Here is a 16,945-nt window from a genome sequence, read left to right as displayed (position 1 = left end):
CAGACCGGATTCGGTTAATTTCATGAATCATAAGGAATAAATGATTTTTTCCGCCAACGATGCGCAATCCGTGCCAAAAACCGGACTCCTGTGGCTCGGCGGTGAATGGCCCAAAATCGCCACCATCCTATATAACCTTCCCTAGGGACAGTGAAATAGTGATGTGCCCGGCGTCGTTCCATTCCATGGGCGAGGTCCGGCCAGGAGGGTATATGGAGCTGCCTGATTTCGATACCCTGAAGTACTGGGCGCTGGCCGAGCCGGAGCGACTCGACGCGCTGCTGCACCAGCAGATAGAGACCCTGATCGCCCAGGTGGGGCCAGAGCGGCAACGTCGGTTGCGAGGTCTGCAATTTCGCATCGACTGCCAGCGCCGCCTGGCAAGAAACAACCTCGACAGCTGCATCCGGATAGCCAACATGATGCATGACTCCGTCTACGCCATGCGCCAGCACATTCTGGATCTGCAGAACGAATCTTGTCAGGAAATGGCAGAGCCCCCGCTGCCGGATAATGTGATAGCGTTTTCCAGTTATCTGAAACGGAAATAATTCACGGCCCTGTTCAAGGTATAAAAAAACAGGGTATTTATTAATTTGTTTCACCCCTTCTCAAACAAGTTGTTAAGCAAGTTGGGTGAATTGTTTTTTATTTGCTGCAAATATTCCCCGGGCGGCTGAATAATAGTGACCAGTGCCCGCAGTCCGATAGAGATGGATGAAGGTGTATTTATTTTGGGGTAATATCCAGACACATTTCATCTTGCTATGACTCAAAGGGATCATGAGAAGCATCACACCAGGAAGGGTGCTGTCGCGAGAGCAGCAGACGGAGATCACCCGGATCATCGTCAAGGCGGGCCAGATGCTGGCCCAGTTTGGGGCGGAGAGCCGCATCATCGAGCAGACCACGGTCCGCCTGGGCATGGCGCTCGGGCTGGAGAGCGTCGAGATGGCCATCTCTTCCAGCGCCATCGTCCTCACCAGCCTCTACCAGGGCAGTTGCGTCACCACCACCCGCCGGGTGCGGGAGCACGGCATCAACATGCAGGTGGTGTGCGAAATCCAGCGCATCTGCATCATGACGGAAAAGTCGCTTATCGGCGCACGCGAGGTACGTCAGCGCCTCGAGGCCATCACGCCGTTCCACTATCACCCCTGGCTGGTGGTGCCCATGGTGGGGCTCTCCTGCGGTGCCTTCAGCCTGCTGTTTGGCGGTGACTGGCCCATCTTCCTGGTGACCTGCTGCTCGGCCTCGGTCGCCATGCGGGTGCGCCAGCTCATTGCCCGCCATCACCACAGTCCCCTCATCAACTTTGCCGCCACCGGTTTCATCGCCACCCTGCTCGCCTCCAGCGCCACCTTCTTCGGCTGGGGCGAACAACCCTATCTCGCCATGGCCGCCAGCGTGTTGCTGCTGGTGCCGGGGTTCCCGCTCATCAATGCGGTCTCCGACATGGTGAAGGGTTACTTCAACATGGGGCTGGCCCGCTGGGGCACGGCGACACTGCTGACCATCAGCGCAGCCATAGGGATCATTCTCGCCATGTCGGTGACCGGCATCTGGGGGTGGAAAGTATGAAGATCTTTGACGTTGTATCGACCCTGTTGATCGGGGCAAACCGGCTATCCATCAGCGCGTGGAACCATATCGGGATCATGCTCGCCATGTCGGTGACCGGTATCTGGGGGTGGAAAGTATGAAGATCTTTGACGTTGTATCGACCCTGTTGATCGGGGCAAACCGGCTATCCATCAGCGCGCGGAACCATATCGGGATCATGCGCGCCATGTCGGTGACCGGTATCTGGGGGTGGAAGGTATGATGGAACTGCTCTGGCTGCTGGCCAAGGATGCCTTCTGGTCGGCCATTCCGGCGGTGGGCTTTGCCATGCTGTTCAACGTGCCGCCACGGATGCTCAAATATTGCGCCATGGGGGGCGCGCTGGCCCACAGCCTGCGTACCCTGCTCATCCACTACGGCATGCCCATCGAGTGGGCCACCCTGGCAGCGGCGACCACGGTCGGTTTTGTCTGTGTCTACTGGTCGCGCCGCCTGCTGGCACCGCGCCCGGTGTTCAGCGTCGCCTCCATCATCCCCATGATCCCGGGCAGCTATGCGTTCAAGACCATGATCGCCATCGTGGAGCTCAATATCTCCGGGGTGACCATGGAGCTGCTTCAGAGCGCGGTGGAGAACGGCCTCAAGGCGCTGTTTATTGTGGGGGCCCTGAGTTTCGGTTTGGCGATCCCCTCTCTGGTCGTGTACCGTAACCGCCCCATTATCTGACGACGGTGCGAGAGGTTGACCCCATGATGATTTCCATGATTGCCGCCATGGCCCAGGATAGGGTGATCGGCCTGGACAACCAGATGCCCTGGCACCTGCCGGCGGATCTGGCCCACTTCAAGCGGGTCACCCTGGGCAAGCCGGTGCTGATGGGGCGCAAGACCTTTGAATCCATCGGACGACCGCTGCCCGGGCGCCGCAACCTGGTGATCAGCCGCAACCCCGACTACCGGGCCGACGGCGTGGAGGTTATCGACTCGGTGGAGGCCGCACTGGCCCTGCTGGCGGATAGTGACGTCGCGGAGCTGATGGTGATCGGGGGCGGTCATCTCTACGGCCAGCTGCTGCCACGGGCCGACAGGCTCTATCTGACCCGCATCGATCTGGCGGTGGAGGGGGATACCCGTTTCCCGGCCTTCGACGAGGGCGACTGGTCGTGCATCGAGCGCGAGTTACATCAGCCTGACGAGAAGAATCCCCATCCCTACTGTTTCGAGACCTGGCAGCGGCGCTGAGCCCTCTGATGCCATGAAGAGCCCCTTGCGACAGCAGGGGGCTTTTTTGTGCCCTGTTGCTGCAAAGAGAAGGGGGCTGAACCGGCATGGTTGAAGGTGCCTGAAGCAATACCGGGATGCGTGACATCAAAATAGTTAGTTATGTAATGAATTGGCCATTCATTGCTCCGATGGGCGCAGTCATCCCCTTCCTCTCTTTTTGCCTGCTGCTAACGCCTTTTAATCATTAATGAAATGTGCTGAAAGTGCATCGATACTGTGGTGGCCCTGTCTGTTATAGGCGTTTTTATCGTGATTTAATGGATTTTTATGAATAAAAATAACTAATAAAAATCAATGGCTTAAATTTAATCTTTCCTGCTCAGCTTCAATTGGTTCTTTTGTTTGGGTGTGAAATTGCTTAGTGTTAAAAGTAATTGGCTCACGTTCGACGGTTTGCCAGGCAAGGCGTCGGCCAAGAAAAAAGGACAATATGACAGTCAAACTCGAGGTCAAATCCCTCTACAAAATCTTCGGCGATCAGCCGGATAAAGCGTTCAAATTGCTGGCGAAAGGGCATGATCGCGCCAGTATCCTGAAAAAGACCGGACAGACCCTGGGGGTCCAGGATGTCAATCTGGCCATCAACGAAGGGGAGATCTTCGTGGTGATGGGCCTCTCCGGTTCGGGCAAGTCCACCCTGGTGCGTCTCTTCAACCGGCTGATCGAGCCGACCCGCGGCCAGGTGCTGATCGATGGCGAGGACATCGCCGCCATCTCGGAGCGCGAGCTGCGCCGGGTGCGCCGCAAGAAGATCAGCATGGTATTCCAGTCCTTCGCCCTGATGCCGCACCTGAGTGTGCTGGAAAATACCGCCTTCGGGCTGGAGCTGGCCGGTGTACCGCTGGCGGAGCGCCAGCAGAGCGCCCGTCAGGCGCTCCATCAGGTGGGGCTGGGACAGTGGATAGAGGCTTATCCGGATGCCCTCTCCGGCGGCATGAAGCAGCGGGTCGGGCTGGCCCGGGCCCTTGCCAATGACCCCGACATCCTGCTGATGGACGAAGCTTTCTCCGCGCTGGATCCCCTGATCCGCACCGAGATGCAGGATGAGCTGCTCAAGCTGCAGGCCAGCCAGCAGCGCACCATCGTCTTCATCTCTCACGATCTGGACGAGGCGATGCGCATCGGCGATCGCATCGCCATCATGCAGGATGGCCAGCTGGTGCAAGTGGGCACCCCGGACGAGATCCTGAACCAGCCCGCCAACGACTATGTGCGCGCCTTCTTTCGCGGGGTGGATCTGGCCCATGTGTTCAGCGCCCGCGATGTGGCCAGCCGCAAGCAGGTGCCCCTCATCAAGAAACACACCACCGACGGGCCGGGCAACGCCCTGCGCCAGCTCAAGGAGCTTGAGCGGGAGTTCGGCTACGTGGTGGATCGCAGCCGCCGCTTCCTCGGGGTCGTCTCGGTGGAGTCGCTCGGTCAGGCGGTCAGGGCCAAAGGCAGCCTGGAGCAGGCGTTGCTGGCGGACATCCAGCCCATCCTGGCGGACACCGCCCTCAATGAACTGATCAGCCAGGTGGCGGCCGCCCCCTGTCAGGTGCCCGTGGTCGAGGAGGATGGCACTTACCTCGGCCTCATCTCCAAGGCCAATCTGCTCAACACCCTGGACAGGAGTACTCCGGCATGAAGCTGATGAATCCCCATTTGTTGCTGAGCGGGCTGCTGGCCCTGGTGCTGCTGGCGAGCCCTTCCCTGCGGGCCGATGAGGTGGCGGCAGATCCCTGGAGCGCGCCTGCGTCCACCGAGGTGTCCGATCCCTGGGGCAGTATCGACACCCAGGCCACCTACTGGCAGAACCAGATCGAAGCCGCCGACACCACAACCGCCATCGACTGGCTGGATCCTTTCCAGCAGGCGCTGGTGCCGCTGGATACCTGGGTGGAAGGGGGCATCGGCTGGCTGGTGGAGAACCTGCGGCCGCTGTTCCAGCTGATCCGCGCACCGGTGGAGCTGACCCTGAACGCCATGACCCATCTGCTGCAGACGGTGCCCTCCACCCTGATGATGGGGCTCCTGGCCATGCTTGCCTGGCAACTGGTGAACGGCCGCATGGCGCTCGGTACGCTCGCGTCTCTTGTGGGGATCGGGCTCATCGGGGCCTGGTCCGATGCCATGGTGACCCTGTCCCTGGTGCTGACCTCGCTGTTCTTCTGCGTGCTGCTGGGGTTGCCCACCGGCATCCTGCTGGCCCGCAGCGAGCGGCTCTCCACCTGGACCCGGCCGCTGCTGGATGCCATGCAGACCACCCCGGCGTTCGTCTACCTCATCCCCATCGTGATGCTGTTTGGCATCGGCAACGTGCCCGGGGTGGTGGTGACCGTCATCTTCGCCCTGCCGCCCATGATCCGGCTCACCATGCTGGGTATTCGCCAGGTGCCCACGGATCTGGTGGAGGCGGCCCACTCGTTCGGTGCCAGCCCCTCCCAGTTGCTGTTCAAGGTACAGCTGCCGCTCGCCATGCCCACCATCATGGCCGGGGTCAACCAGACCCTGATGCTGGCGCTCTCCATGGTGGTGATCGCCTCCATGATCGCGGTGGGGGGCCTCGGCCAGATGGTGCTGCGCGGCATCGGCCGGCTCGACATGGGGCTCGCCTCCATCGGCGGCCTCGGCATCGTGCTGCTGGCCATCGTGCTCGACCGCCTCACCCAGGCGATGGGGCAACCGGATCGCACCCGTACCGGCCGCTGGTATCAGCACGGCCCCGCCGCCCTGCTGCTGCGCCTGGCCGGTCGTGACAAGAAAATCGATTACAAAGGAGTAAATGCATGAGACAGATCACCAAAGGATTGACCCTGGGCACATTGCTGCTGAGTACCCAACTGCTGAGCCCGCTCGCCATGGCCAGCGCCGAGTTGCCGGGGGAGGGGGTGCGCGTTCAGCCCCTGCAGAGCTCCTTGCCGGAAGAGGCCTTCCAGAGCCTGCTGGTGAGCAAGCTGATGGCGCGTCTGGGTTACGATGTCCAGCCCGCCCAGGAGGTGGACTACAACGTGGCCTATGCCTCGGTTGCCCAGGGAGACGGCACCTTCCTCGCGTTCAACTGGGTGCCGCTGCAGGACAACAAGTACGAGCAGGCGGGGGGGGACAAGGTGTTCTTCCGTGAGGGCACCTATGTGGCCGGTGCCGCCCAGGGGTACCTCATCGACAAGCAGACCGCGACCCAATACGGCATCACCAACCTGGGCCAGCTCAAGGATCCCGAGGTGGCGGCGCTGTTTGACGGGGATGGCGACGGCAAGGCCGACCTCATCGGTTGCAACCCCGGCTGGGGCTGCGAGGGGGCGATCAACCATCACCTCGACGCCTTTGGTCTGACCCCCACGGTGGCCCACAAGCAGGGCAACTACGCGGCGCTGATCGCCGATACCCTGGCTCGCTACCAGGCCGGCAAGCCGGTGCTCTATTACACCTGGACCCCCTACTGGCTCAGCAGCGAACTGGTGCCGGGCAAGGATGTGGTGTGGCTGGAAGTCCCCGCCGACGCCCCGGATGCGGCCAAGACCCGTTTGCCGAACGGCAAGAACTACGGCTTTGCGGTGAACACCATGCACATCGTTGCCAACAAGCGGTTTGCCGAGGCCAATCCGGCCGCCGCCAAGCTCTTCTCCATCGTCAAGCTGCCGCTCAATGACATCAACGTGCAGAACGGCCTGATGAACAAGGGGCAGAACAAGCCGGCGGACGTGGAACGTCATGCCGATGCCTGGCTCAAGGGCCACGAGGCGCTGGTGAACGACTGGCTGAATCAGGCGCGCGCCGCCGCCATGTAATGAGGGGTACGTCGCCCTTCTGCACAAAGAAAAACGCCCGGCAGTTGCCGGGCGTTTTTTTGTGGGCGGGGCGCAGCACATGGCCGGACCGGGGGATCAGATGCCGGAGCCGTCGCTCTCGCCACCTTCCTCATGCAGGCCACACTCGCGCTTGAGGCCGAAGAAGCGGGTCTGCTCCTCGCTCATGCCGGGCTCCCACTTGGCGGTGGTGTGCACGTCGCCGACCGAGAGGTAACCCTGCTCCCACAAGGGGTGGTAGGGGAGGTCGAACTCCTTGAAGTAGTAGAAGACGTCCTTGTTGCTCCAGTCGATCACCGGCAGGAACTTGAAGCGACCGCGCTGGATGGCCAGCACCGGCAGCTTGCCCCGGCTGCCGGACTGCTCACGGCGCAGGCCCGAGAACCAGGTGCGGGCACCCAGCTCGTTCAGGGCGCGGTCCATGGGCTCCACCTTGTTGAGCTGGTTGTAACGGGTGATCCCCTCCACCCCCTGCTCCCACAGGAGGCCGAAGCGGGCCTCCTGCCAGGCCGGGCTGAGTTCGGCCCGGTAGATCTTGAGGTTGAGCGCGAGACGCTCGGTCAGCTCGTCGATGAAACGGTAGGTCTCGGGGAAGAGATAACCGGTGTCGGTCAGCACCACGGGCACGTCGGCCCGCTCGCGGCTCACCAGGTGCAGCATGAGCGCCGCCTGGATACCGAAACTCGACGACAGCACATGCTCCCCCGGCAGGTTGGCCAGGGCCCAGCGCACCCGCTCGGGGGCGCTCATGGCGTCCAGCGCCCGGTTGAGGGGGGCCAGCGCCTCGACCTGCTCCTCCCGGCCCAGGGCCAGGAGGGCGTCGAGGTCGAGCCGGCCGTCGGCGGTGCGCGCCAGCCGGGCTGTATCAGTCTGTTCAGGCTGCATAGAAGTCCCTCGCGGAGTCGATAACCGGGGCGATGATGCCGGCGCGAATGACAAAATCGCCGAAGCACTCGTCCGGGTTGCGTTCGCTCGCCCAGCGGCCGATCAGGGCGTCCAGTTCGGCCAGGATCTGCGGCTCGGTGATGTTCTCCAGGTGCAGGCGCGGGATGCGGGTCCCCTCGAGGTTGCCCCCCAGGTGCAGGTTGTAGCGACCCGGCGCCTTGCCCACCAGACCCACTTCCGCCAGCATGGCGCGGCCGCAGCCGTTGGGGCAGCCGGTGACCCGGAAGATGATGGCGTCATCCGCCAGGCCGTGCTTGGCCAGCAGCCCCTCGATGTCGGTGACGAAGGCAGGCAGCATGCGCTCGGCCTCGGCCATTGCCAGGGGGCAGGTGGGCAGGGCTACACAGGCCATGGACTGCTTGCGCTGCTCGCTCACGCCGTCATCCAGCAGACCGTACTGGCGTGCCAGCGCCTCGATGCGTGCCTTCTCGCCGGCAGGCACGCCCGCGATGATGAGGTTCTGGTTGGCGGTGAGGCGGAAGTCCCCCTGATGCACCTTGGCGATCTCCAGCATGCCGGTCTTGAGGGGCTTGCCCGGGAAGTCCAGCAGGCGGCCGTTCTCGATAAACAGGGTCAGGTGGTGTTTGCCGTCGATCCCCTCCACCCAGCCGAAGCGATCGCCACGACTGGTGAATTCATAGGGGTGAACCGGCCCGAACTGGATGCCGGCGCGGTTCTCCACCTCGGCCTTGAAGGCCTCGACCCCCACCCGTTCAAGGGTGTACTTGGTCTTGGCGTTCTTGCGGTTGACCCGGTTGCCCCAGTCGCGCTGGGTGCTGACCACGGCGGCCGCCACCTCCAGCACGTGGGAGAGCGGAATGAAGCCAAAGTCGCTCGCTTTGCGCGGGTAGGTGGTGGTGTCGCCGTGGGTCATGGCCAGACCGCCCCCCACCAGCACGTTGAAGCCCACCAGCTTGCCGTGATCGGCAATGGCCACGAAGTTGAGATCGTTGGCGTGGATGTCCACATCGTTGTGGGGCGGGATGACCACGGTTGTCTTGAATTTGCGCGGCAGGTAGTTGGAGCCCAGGATCGGCTCCTCGTCACCCCCCAGCTTCTCGCCATCCAGCCAGATCTCCACGTAGGCGCGGGTCTTGGGCAGCAAGTGTTCGGAGATCTTCTTGGCCCACTCGTAGGCCTCCTGGTGCAACTCGGACTCCACCGGGTTGCTGGTGCAGAGCACGTTGCGGTTTACGTCCCCCGCGGTGGCGATGGAGTCGATACCTGTGCTGTTGAGGGTCTGGTGCATCAGCTTGATGTCGCGCTTCAGTACCCCGTGGAACTGGAAGGTCTGGCGGGTGGTCAGGCGGATGCTGCCGTACATGCTGTGTTCTTCGGCGAACTTGTCGATCACCTGCCACTGGGCCGGGGTGATGATGCCGCCGGGCAGGCGGGCGCGCAGCATGACGTTGTGCAGGGGCTCCAGCTTCTGGGCGGCGCGCTCCGGGCGGATGTCGCGGTCATCCTGCTGATACATGCCGTGGAAGCGGATCAGCTGGAAGTTGTCGCCGTTGAAGCCGCCGGTGAGCGGGTCCTGCAGATCTTCGGCGATGGTGCCGCGCAGGAAGTTGCTCTCGCGCTTGAGGCGTTCGTTGTCAGCCAGCGGCCCTTCGACCGGTCCCGGAATAAGTTGTTTGCTCATCAATAGACATCCCTTTGATAACGTTTGGCACGACGCAATTCGCTCAGATACTCTTCTGCTTCCTCACGGCTCTTGTGGCCGTGTTCCGCAATCACTTCCAGCAGGGCTTCCTGCACATCCTTCGCCATGTGGTTGGCGTCGCCACACACATAGAAGTGAGCGCCTGCTTCCAGCCACTGGTAGAGCTCAAGCCCTGCCTCGCGCAGGCGGTCCTGCACATAAATCTTGTTGGCCTGATCCCGGCTGAAGGCCAGGGAGATCTTGGACAGCAGGCCCGATTTCACATAACGCTGCCACTCCACCTGATAGAGGAAGTCCTGGGTGAAGTGGGGGTTGCCGAAGAAGAGCCAGTTCTTGCCCTCTGCCCCCTGTGCTTCCCGCTCCTGCAGGAAGGCGCGGAACGGGGCAATGCCGGTGCCCGGGCCGACCATGATGACGGGGGTGTCGGGATTGGCGGGCAGGCGGAAGTTGTCGTTGTGCTCCACGAACACCCGGACCTCGGCATCTTCCGGCAGACGGTCCGCCAGATAGGAGGAGGCGCCGCCGCTTCGCACTGTGCCATCTTCCTGGCGGTAGCGCACCACGCCGACGGTCAGGTGCACCTCTTCTTCCACCTCGCTCTGGGCGGAGGCGATGGAGTAGAGGCGGGGGGTGAGGGGGCGCAGCAGTGCGATCAGTTGATCGGCACTCAAGGAAGCCGGGAAGCGTTTCAGTACGTCCACCACTTGAGCAGAGGCGACCAGGGCGTTGACCTGGGCCTTGTCACCGGCCAGATCCTTCAGCGCCGCGTTGTCCGTGATCTCGGCGAGGCCAGTGATCAGGCCCCCGTGCAGCCGGGTCAGCTCGTAGTGACGGGTCAGCGCCTCACGCAGGCTGCCATGGGGGGTGGCCTCGTCACCGGTCAGACCGGTCAGGGCCAGCACTTCCCCCACGAGATCGGCGTCGTTGTCGAACCAGATACCGAGCGCATCCCCCGGTTGATAGGTGATGCCGGACTCTTCCAGGTTGATCTCGATGTGACGGATGTCCTTGGTGGAGTCGCGGCCGGTGATCTTCTGGTTCACCGAGAGTCTGGCCGGGAAGGGGTTCTCCTTGTTGTACTGGCTGTGGCCGACGGCGGCCTGCACCGAGCCCGCCACGCTGGCGGTCGCGGCGCCGGCAGAGAGGGTGGCGGCGACCGCCGCAACGGCCTGCTCGCCCCAGGCCTTGGCGGCATCCTGATAATCCACATCGAGGCTAGCTAGCTCATGGATGCGCTCGGCCCCCGCTTTGGCGAGGAAACCATCGAAATCCTTGCCGGTCTGACAGAAGAACTCATAGGAGCTGTCACCCAGCCCCAGCACGGCAAACTTGAGGCCCTCGAGTTTGCCAATCTTGCCTTTTTTAAGCTGCTCGAACAGATCGACGGCGCTCTCGGGGGGCTCCCCCTCCCCGTAAGTGCTCACTACCACCAGCAGGTGGCTCTCTTTCTTGAGCTGCTTGGGTTTGTAGTCCGCCATGGAGGTGAGGGTCACCGGCAGGCCGCGGGCCTCGGCCTGGGCCTTGATGGCGCTGGCCACGCCCTTGGCATTCCCGGTCTGGGAGCCGTAGAGAATGGTCAGGCTGCCGCCGGGTGCCGCGGCTTCTGCACCTGCGCTCGCCACGGGTTGGACGCCCGCCTGGGAGAGGCCGTAGAGATAACCGCTGACCCAGGCCAGTTGCTGGGTATTGAGGGTGGTGAGAACTTGGTTGAGCTGGCGCTGCTGTTCGTCAGAGAGCGGGCTCAGGGTGGGGGCTGTCAATGGCATCACACATGTCTTCCATGGTCTGATTTTTGGTCAGGGTAAGGGGTGTAATGAATAACAACAAAGAATAAAAATATCTTCTTTATGCGATTTATGAATTTATAAAGCCAAAATCCATCTCAGCCCCGGGGCGCCCGTGATATAAAAATGGCCTTGCCGAGCCCCTGTCCCGGGGATCTCTCATGCCCCAAGGAGCAACCATGTCCCGTCTCTATCATGTCAACGCCTTCAGCCATCACCCCTTCGGAGGCAACCCCGCCGTGGTGGTGCTGGGGGAAGCGCGGCCCGACGCCGAGCTGCAGGCCATGGCAGCGGAGTTCAACCTCTCTGAGAGTGCCTTTCTGACCCAACTGGGGGAGGGGCATTACGGGTTGCGCTGGTTCACTCCGCAAGTGGAGGTGGACTTGTGCGGCCATGGCACCCTGGCGGCGGCCCATGTGCTGTGGCAGACGGGGGAGGTGTCAGGGGAGCTCCCCATCCGCTTCGCGACCCGCAGCGGCGAGCTGGTGGCCCGGCGGGAAGGGGAGTGGATCTGGCTCGATTTTCTGCGCATTGCCCTGGCGCCCCTCGAGCTGGACCCTGCCTATGGGGCTGCTCTTGGCTGCCAGCCGCTGCAAACCCTGGCGGCCGGGGCCAAGTTCCTGCTTGAGCTCGGTAGCGAGGAAGAGGTCCGCGCGCTCACCCCCGATTTTCACGCCCTGCGGGCGCTGCCGGGCCGGGGGATCATGGTGACGGCGCCATCGAGCCGGAAGGAGGACGACTTCGTCTCCCGCTACTTCGCCCCCTGGGTCGGGGTGGACGAGGATCCGGTGACCGGCTCCAACCACTGCGCCCTGGTGCCCTTCTGGGCCGAGCGGCTCGGCAAACGGCAATTGCGGGCCCGCCAGATCTCGGCCCGAGGCGGGGATCTCAGGCTGGAATTGCAGGAGGAGCGGGTGCTGATGGCGGGCCGGGCACTGACCCTGTGGCAGGGGGAGTGGCTGCTGCCGCCTGTCGCACCAGCGGACCGATGACCGTTCGTCACTGTGTGACTTCTGCATAAAAAAACGCCCCGCAATTGCGGGGCGTTTTGATTGCCATGGACGGCAGCGTTTTGCTACGGCCCTGTTTCTGCGGCGCTTACTTTTGTGGACGCAAGGCCGGGAACAGGATGACGTCGCGGATGGTGTGGCTGTTGGTGAACAGCATCACCAGACGGTCGATGCCGATACCTTGACCGGCGGTCGGCGGCAGACCGTGTTCGAGCGCGGTGACGAAGTCGGCGTCGTAGAACATGGCTTCGTCGTCCCCTGCGGCTTTCTGGTCAACCTGGGCCTGGAAGCGCTCGGCCTGATCTTCCGCATCGTTCAGCTCGGAGAAGCCGTTGGCCAGCTCGCGGCCGCCGATGAAGAACTCGAAGCGGTCGGTGACGTCCGGGTTCTGGTCGTTGCGACGGGCCAGCGGGGAGACGGCGGCCGGGTACTCGGTGATGAAGGTCGGTTGCAGCAGCATGTGTTCCACGGTCTCTTCGAAGATCGCGGTGATCACGTGGCCCAGCTCCCAGCTCTTCATCAGCTCGATCTTCAGACCCTTGGCGACGGCGGTGGCCTTCTCCAGGGTGGCCAGATCGTCACGGGTCACACCCGGGTTGTACTTCAGGATGGAGTCGACCATGGAGAGGCGCTGGAACGGCTGACCGAAATCGATGGTCAGGCCCTCTTCGCCCTCTTTGGCGTAACGGATCCTGGTGTCGCCCAGGATGTCTTGCGCCAGAGTGCGCAGCATCTCTTCGGTGAGATCCATCAGATCGATGTAATCGGCGTAGGCCATATAGAACTCGAGCATGGTGAACTCGGGGTTATGGCGAACGGAGATGCCTTCGTTGCGGAAGTTGCGGTTGATCTCGTAGACACGCTCGAAACCACCGACCACCAGACGCTTCAGATAGAGTTCCGGAGCGATACGCAGGTACATGTCGATGTCCAGCGCATTGTGGTGGGTGATGAAGGGACGTGCGGAGGCGCCACCTGGGATGACTTGCATCATGGGGGTTTCCACTTCCATGAAGCGCTTGTCGTTCAGGAACTTGCGAATGCCGGCCACCACCTTGGTGCGGGTCACGAAGGTCTTGCGGGACTCTTCGTTGGCGATCAGGTCCAGGTAACGCTGGCGGCAGCGGGCTTCCTGGTCGGTCAGACCCTTGTGCTTCTCGGGCAGCGGGCGCAGGGCCTTGGTCAGCAGGCGGATGGTGGAGACGTGTACGGAGAGCTCACCGGCGTTGGTGCGGAACAGGGTACCCTCGACACCGACGATGTCACCCAGATCCCACTTCTTGAACTGCTCGTTGTAGAAGCCTTCCGGCAGATCGTCACGGGTCACGTAGATCTGGATCTTGCCAGCCATGTCCTGCAGGGTCGCGAAAGATGCCTTGCCCATGATCCGGCGGGTCATGATGCGACCGGCAATCTTCACCTGTTTACCCAGGGCGACCAGCTCGTCATTGCTCTTGTCGCCGAATTCGGCGTGCAGATCGCCGGAGAGGCTGTCACGACGGAAGTCGTTGGGGAAGGGGTTGCCCTGGGCGCGCAAGGCGGCCAGCTTGGAGCGACGCTCAAGCATCTCGTTGTTCAGTTCGAGAGTCTGGTCGACTTCCGGGGTGGTGGTTTGTTCAGACATGGTGATTCCTGCTGCTCTGTTTACAGGCCTGATTTCAGGCTGGCTTCGATAAACTTGTCCAAGTCGCCGTCGAGTACCGATTGGGTATTGCGGGTTTCGACGCAGGTGCGCAGATCCTTGATACGGGAATCATCCAGTACGTAGGAGCGGATCTGGCTGCCCCAGCCGATGTCGGACTTGGTCTCTTCGAGGGCTTGCTTCTCAGCGTTCTGCTTTTGAATTTCCAGCTCGTAGAGCTTGGCCTTCAACTGCTTCATACACTGATCTTTGTTCTTGTGCTGGGAACGGTCGTTCTGGCACTGCACCACCACGCCGGTCGGCACGTGGGTGATACGCACCGCGGACTCGGTCCGGTTGACGTGCTGACCACCCGCACCGGAGGCTCGGTAGACGTCGATGCGAAGATCAGCCGGGTTGATCTCGATCTCGATGTCATCATCGATCTCGGGGTAGACGAACACGGAGCAGAACGAGGTGTGGCGACGGCCGCCGGAATCGAACGGCGACTTGCGTACCAGACGGTGCACGCCGGTCTCGGTGCGCAGCCAGCCGAAGGCATACTCGCCGGTGAACTTGATGGTGGCGGACTTGATGCCGGCCACGTCGCCCTCGGAGCATTCGATGAGCTCGGGCTTGTAGCCGTGGGCATCGCCCCAGCGCAGGTACATGCGCAGCACCATGTTGGCCCAGTCCTGGGCCTCGGTGCCACCGGAACCGGACTGGATGTCGATGTAGCAGTCGGAACCGTCGTGCTGACCGGAGAACATGCGACGGAACTCGAGATCCACCAGCTTGGCCTCCAGCTCGTCCGCTTCGACCACGGCTTCGTTGAAGGTCTCTTCGTCTTCACCTTCGACGGCCAGGCTGACCAGCATCTCGACGTCATCGACGCCCTGGGTCAGGGTATCGATGGTGCTGACGACGTTCTCCAGGGAGACGCGCTCCTTGCCCAGCGCCTGTGCGCGCTCGGGTTCGTTCCAGACATCCGGCTGTTCCAGCTCGGCATTGACCTCTTCTAGACGCTCTTTCTTGGCGTCATAGTCAAAGGTACCCCCTAAGCAGCTCGGTCCTCTCAGACAGCTCCTTAAGCTTGTTTAATACAGGATTGACTTCAAACATCGTGAAAACTCTCGGGGTCGATGTGATTTAAAAACGGGATATTCTAGCCAATTGCAGAAGGAATAAACAGGGTTGGCTGGCCCCGCTCTTTTTCCTGCTCCAATTTTCCGCAGCATTTTTAAAATTTCCGCGTAAAATATCGTCACTCACGCCATTCTCCGCTTCAGTTTTGCGCGGATTGGCCGCTAACAACACACAGTGCCACGCACTCCCGATTGATCCTGTTCCCGACCCCCACAAGAAGAAAACACGATGAAAAACCTATCACTCAAGCAGAAGATACTGTTGTCTGTGGTCATCGCCTTGTCACTGGTGATCCTGCTGCTCTCCTGGCAGAGCTACACCAGCCAGAAGTCCATGCTGCTGCAAGGCAGTCAGGAACAGGTGCAGCGCCTCGGCAGCCAGCAGGCCGCCAGCGTCAGCGACTGGCTCGCGGCCCGTCGTGACGTCATCCAGGCCCTTGGCAACAAGGCCGGTGCCGAGCCCCTCAACGCCCTGCAACAGGCTCAGGTGTCCGGCCGTTTCCAGCTCACCTATTTCGGTGAGGGCAGCGGCAAGATGAACGACTCCGACCCCTCCATCAACCGCGACGGTTACGATCCCCGCTCCCGTGGCTGGTATCAGGAAGCCATGGCCAAGGGCGGCATGATCGTCACCAAACCCTACCTCGACGTGGCCTACAACATTCTGGTGGTGACCCTGGCCCAGCCTGCCCAGGGCGGCGTGGTGGGGGGGGATCTCTCCATTGCCTCCCTGGTGGATGACATCACCAAGATGAAGCTGCCGGCGGACGGCTTCGCCATCCTGATGCACAAGGATGGCACCGTCATCGCCTACAAGGATGCGGCCAAGGCGATGAAGCCGGCCAGCGAGATCGACAACGATCTGACCAATGCCCTGATCGATCAGAGCAAGGCGAGCAACAGCCTGGTGCCTGCTTTCTTCGACAGCGAGGGGCGTGACAAGCTGCTGTGGGCGACGGACATTCCGGACACCGACTGGGAGCTGGTGCTGGTACTGGACAAGAGCACCCTGGAGGCGCCGCTCTCCTCCCTGCTGATGACCCAGCTCGGCCTGGCCCTGCTGGTGCTGGTGGGCAGCATCCTCGCCATCTCCTGGCTGGTCAGTCTGCTGCTCGGCCCCCTCACCAAGGTGTCCCAGGCCCTGGCCCGCATCGCCGACGGTAACGGCGATCTGACCCAGCGCATCAAGATCGACGCCAATGACGAAGTGGGCCAGCTCGCCGGCAGCTTCAACCGCTTCGTGGGCAGCCAGCATCAGCTCATCGCCAACATCCGTCAGCTTGCCAACGAGCTGAACGCCGATGCCGAACGCAGTCTGGTGACCAACCAGGCCGCGGTGGAAGAGCTGCAACGCCAGCAACAGGAGGTGACCATGGTCGCCACCGCCGTCACCGAGATGGCGAGTGCCACCATGGAGATCGCGGGCAACGCCGAGAACACCGCTGCCGCCGCCCAGCAATCCGCCCAGAGCAGTGAACAGGGCAAGATCCTGGTGAACCAGACTCGCCAGTCCATCAACAACCTGGCCGAGGAAGTGGGGCAGGCGACCGGCGTCATCGGTGAGCTGAGCCGTCACGCCCAGGCCATCTCCGGCATCCTCTCCACCATCCAGGGCATCGCCGAGCAGACCAACCTGCTGGCGCTGAACGCGGCCATTGAAGCGGCCCGTGCCGGTGAACAGGGTCGCGGTTTCGCCGTGGTGGCGGACGAGGTGCGGGTGCTGTCACGCCGTACCCAGGATTCCACCCAGGAGATCCAGTCCACCATCGAAACCCTGCAACAGACCACGGCCCGCGCGGTGAGCCTGATGCAGACCAGCCAGGGGTTGGCGGACAACAGCGTGAAGGATGCCGACGCTGCCGCTGCGGCTCTGGAGGAGATCACCCAGGCCGTCAGCCTCATCTCCGACATGGCGGGCCAGATCGCCACCGCCGCCGAGGAGCAGACCCAGGTGACCGGTGAAATCACCCAGAACACCACCGCCATCAAGGATGTGAGCGACGAGATCACCGCTTCCGCCATGCGCGACCTGGATCAGGCGCACAACCTCAAGGGGCGTGCCACCAACCTGAACCAGCAGGTGTCGACCTTTATTTTGTAAGGAAGGTCAGGCCGCAGTTCTACCGTGGCGTCAGTAAAAAGC

The 16,945-nt window shown here is 62.2% G+C and carries 15 protein-coding genes; 10 read left to right on the top strand and 5 right to left on the bottom strand.

Features of this window, described 5'->3' with window-relative positions; genetic code table 11:
• The first annotated feature begins 212 nt into the window (after positions 1–212).
• The 8 genes from AB5Y59_RS15545 (at position 213) to proX (ending at position 6,616) form a co-directional block, all read left to right on the top strand.
• Positions 213–551: a DUF3135 domain-containing protein gene (locus tag AB5Y59_RS15545; RefSeq protein ID WP_010675440.1), complete on the top strand. Its 339-nt coding sequence runs from the start codon at positions 213–215 to the stop codon at positions 549–551.
• 232 nt (positions 552–783) lie between these two features.
• Entirely contained in the window at positions 784–1,581 is a 798-nt protein-coding gene (locus AB5Y59_RS15540) for a threonine/serine exporter ThrE family protein (RefSeq protein ID WP_042014428.1), read from the top strand.
• A complete protein-coding gene (locus AB5Y59_RS15535; RefSeq protein ID WP_263639559.1) occupies positions 1,578–1,703 on the top strand; it encodes a hypothetical protein in 126 nt (41 codons plus the stop codon). The genes AB5Y59_RS15540 and AB5Y59_RS15535 overlap by 4 nt, the downstream gene beginning before the upstream one ends.
• A 118-nt stretch (positions 1,704–1,821) precedes the next feature.
• Positions 1,822–2,289, top strand: a complete 468-nt coding sequence (locus tag AB5Y59_RS15530) for a threonine/serine exporter family protein (RefSeq protein ID WP_010675437.1) — start codon at positions 1,822–1,824, stop codon at positions 2,287–2,289.
• A gap of 23 nt (positions 2,290–2,312) precedes the next feature.
• Complete coding sequence (folA, locus tag AB5Y59_RS15525; RefSeq protein ID WP_039040330.1) at positions 2,313–2,804, top strand: type 3 dihydrofolate reductase; 492 nt, start codon at positions 2,313–2,315, stop codon at positions 2,802–2,804.
• Between the two features lie 472 nt (positions 2,805–3,276).
• Positions 3,277–4,473 (top strand): glycine betaine/L-proline ABC transporter ATP-binding protein ProV, encoded by a 1,197-nt coding sequence (gene proV / locus AB5Y59_RS15520; protein WP_010675435.1) that lies wholly within the window; start codon positions 3,277–3,279, stop codon positions 4,471–4,473.
• On the top strand, positions 4,470–5,618 hold the full coding sequence (gene proW / locus AB5Y59_RS15515; RefSeq protein ID WP_368212288.1) for a glycine betaine/L-proline ABC transporter permease ProW: 1,149 nt from the start codon (positions 4,470–4,472) through the stop codon (positions 5,616–5,618). The genes proV and proW overlap by 4 nt, the downstream gene beginning before the upstream one ends.
• Positions 5,615–6,616 carry a glycine betaine/L-proline ABC transporter substrate-binding protein ProX gene (proX, locus tag AB5Y59_RS15510; protein WP_368212286.1) on the top strand — a complete coding sequence of 334 codons (1,002 nt, stop codon included), beginning with the start codon at positions 5,615–5,617 and terminating at the stop codon, positions 6,614–6,616. The genes proW and proX overlap by 4 nt, the downstream gene beginning before the upstream one ends.
• 96 nt (positions 6,617–6,712) lie before the next feature.
• On the opposite strand, the gene AB5Y59_RS15505 is transcribed toward proX, so the two are convergent.
• From AB5Y59_RS15505 to AB5Y59_RS15495, 3 genes are read right to left on the bottom strand one after another with little or no spacing between them, the layout of a single operon-like run.
• Complete coding sequence (locus AB5Y59_RS15505; RefSeq protein ID WP_045525747.1) at positions 6,713–7,519, bottom strand: phosphoadenylyl-sulfate reductase; 807 nt, start codon at positions 7,517–7,519, stop codon at positions 6,713–6,715.
• A complete protein-coding gene (cysI, locus tag AB5Y59_RS15500; RefSeq protein WP_039040326.1) occupies positions 7,509–9,221 on the bottom strand; it encodes an assimilatory sulfite reductase (NADPH) hemoprotein subunit in 1,713 nt (570 codons plus the stop codon). The genes AB5Y59_RS15505 and cysI overlap by 11 nt, the downstream gene beginning before the upstream one ends.
• The gene (locus tag AB5Y59_RS15495; RefSeq protein WP_268451395.1) at positions 9,221–11,008 is read right to left on the bottom strand and encodes an assimilatory sulfite reductase (NADPH) flavoprotein subunit; all 1,788 of its coding nucleotides are present in this window, start codon (positions 11,006–11,008) and stop codon (positions 9,221–9,223) included. Before AB5Y59_RS15495 ends, cysI begins: the two co-directional genes overlap by 1 nt.
• A gap of 197 nt (positions 11,009–11,205) precedes the next feature.
• Between AB5Y59_RS15495 and AB5Y59_RS15490 the strand changes: the two genes are divergently transcribed.
• Positions 11,206–12,018 carry a PhzF family phenazine biosynthesis protein gene (locus AB5Y59_RS15490; protein WP_268451346.1) on the top strand — a complete coding sequence of 271 codons (813 nt, stop codon included), beginning with the start codon at positions 11,206–11,208 and terminating at the stop codon, positions 12,016–12,018.
• A 106-nt stretch (positions 12,019–12,124) separates the two neighbouring features.
• Here AB5Y59_RS15490 and lysS read toward each other — a convergent pair whose 3' ends face one another.
• The gene (gene lysS, locus AB5Y59_RS15485; RefSeq protein ID WP_223302609.1) at positions 12,125–13,603 is read right to left on the bottom strand and encodes a lysine--tRNA ligase; all 1,479 of its coding nucleotides are present in this window, start codon (positions 13,601–13,603) and stop codon (positions 12,125–12,127) included.
• Positions 13,604–13,680: 77 nt separating this feature from the next.
• Positions 13,681–14,779, bottom strand: a protein-coding gene (prfB, locus tag AB5Y59_RS15480; protein ID WP_368212284.1) for a peptide chain release factor 2 whose coding sequence is annotated in 2 segments (ribosomal slippage) — positions 13,681–14,703 and positions 14,705–14,779 — 1,098 coding nt in all. Because the reading frame shifts where the segments join, the coding sequence is not laid out codon by codon here.
• 252 nt (positions 14,780–15,031) lie between these two features.
• On the opposite strand from prfB, the gene AB5Y59_RS15475 reads away from it, so the two are divergent.
• On the top strand, positions 15,032–16,903 hold the full coding sequence (locus AB5Y59_RS15475) for a methyl-accepting chemotaxis protein (protein WP_139738049.1): 1,872 nt from the start codon (positions 15,032–15,034) through the stop codon (positions 16,901–16,903).
• Positions 16,904–16,945: the final 42 nt, after the last annotated feature.

The organism is Aeromonas sp. s10 (genome assembly GCF_040907975.1).
GTDB lineage: Bacteria > Pseudomonadota > Gammaproteobacteria > Enterobacterales > Aeromonadaceae > Aeromonas > Aeromonas caviae.
This window is presented reverse-complemented; position numbering and strand designations above follow the sequence as displayed.

What these genes read in the sequence shown, in the direction of transcription:
- AB5Y59_RS15545 (WP_010675440.1), top strand. Translation starts at nt 213, where the DNA reads ATGGAGCTGCCTGATTTCGATACCCTGAAGTACTGGGCGCTGGCCGAG.
- AB5Y59_RS15540 (WP_042014428.1), top strand. Translation starts at nt 784, where the DNA reads ATGAGAAGCATCACACCAGGAAGGGTGCTGTCGCGAGAGCAGCAGACG.
- AB5Y59_RS15535 (WP_263639559.1), top strand. Translation starts at nt 1,578, where the DNA reads ATGAAGATCTTTGACGTTGTATCGACCCTGTTGATCGGGGCAAACCGG.
- AB5Y59_RS15530 (WP_010675437.1), top strand. Translation starts at nt 1,822, where the DNA reads ATGATGGAACTGCTCTGGCTGCTGGCCAAGGATGCCTTCTGGTCGGCC.
- folA (WP_039040330.1), top strand. Translation starts at nt 2,313, where the DNA reads ATGATGATTTCCATGATTGCCGCCATGGCCCAGGATAGGGTGATCGGC.
- proV (WP_010675435.1), top strand. Translation starts at nt 3,277, where the DNA reads ATGACAGTCAAACTCGAGGTCAAATCCCTCTACAAAATCTTCGGCGAT.
- proW (WP_368212288.1), top strand. Translation starts at nt 4,470, where the DNA reads ATGAAGCTGATGAATCCCCATTTGTTGCTGAGCGGGCTGCTGGCCCTG.
- proX (WP_368212286.1), top strand. Translation starts at nt 5,615, where the DNA reads ATGAGACAGATCACCAAAGGATTGACCCTGGGCACATTGCTGCTGAGT.
- AB5Y59_RS15505 (WP_045525747.1), bottom strand. Translation starts at nt 7,519, where the DNA reads ATGCAGCCTGAACAGACTGATACAGCCCGGCTGGCGCGCACCGCCGAC.
- cysI (WP_039040326.1), bottom strand. Translation starts at nt 9,221, where the DNA reads ATGAGCAAACAACTTATTCCGGGACCGGTCGAAGGGCCGCTGGCTGAC.
- AB5Y59_RS15495 (WP_268451395.1), bottom strand. Translation starts at nt 11,008, where the DNA reads ATGCCATTGACAGCCCCCACCCTGAGCCCGCTCTCTGACGAACAGCAG.
- AB5Y59_RS15490 (WP_268451346.1), top strand. Translation starts at nt 11,206, where the DNA reads ATGTCCCGTCTCTATCATGTCAACGCCTTCAGCCATCACCCCTTCGGA.
- lysS (WP_223302609.1), bottom strand. Translation starts at nt 13,603, where the DNA reads ATGCTTGAGCGTCGCTCCAAGCTGGCCGCCTTGCGCGCCCAGGGCAAC.
- AB5Y59_RS15475 (WP_139738049.1), top strand. Translation starts at nt 15,032, where the DNA reads ATGAAAAACCTATCACTCAAGCAGAAGATACTGTTGTCTGTGGTCATC.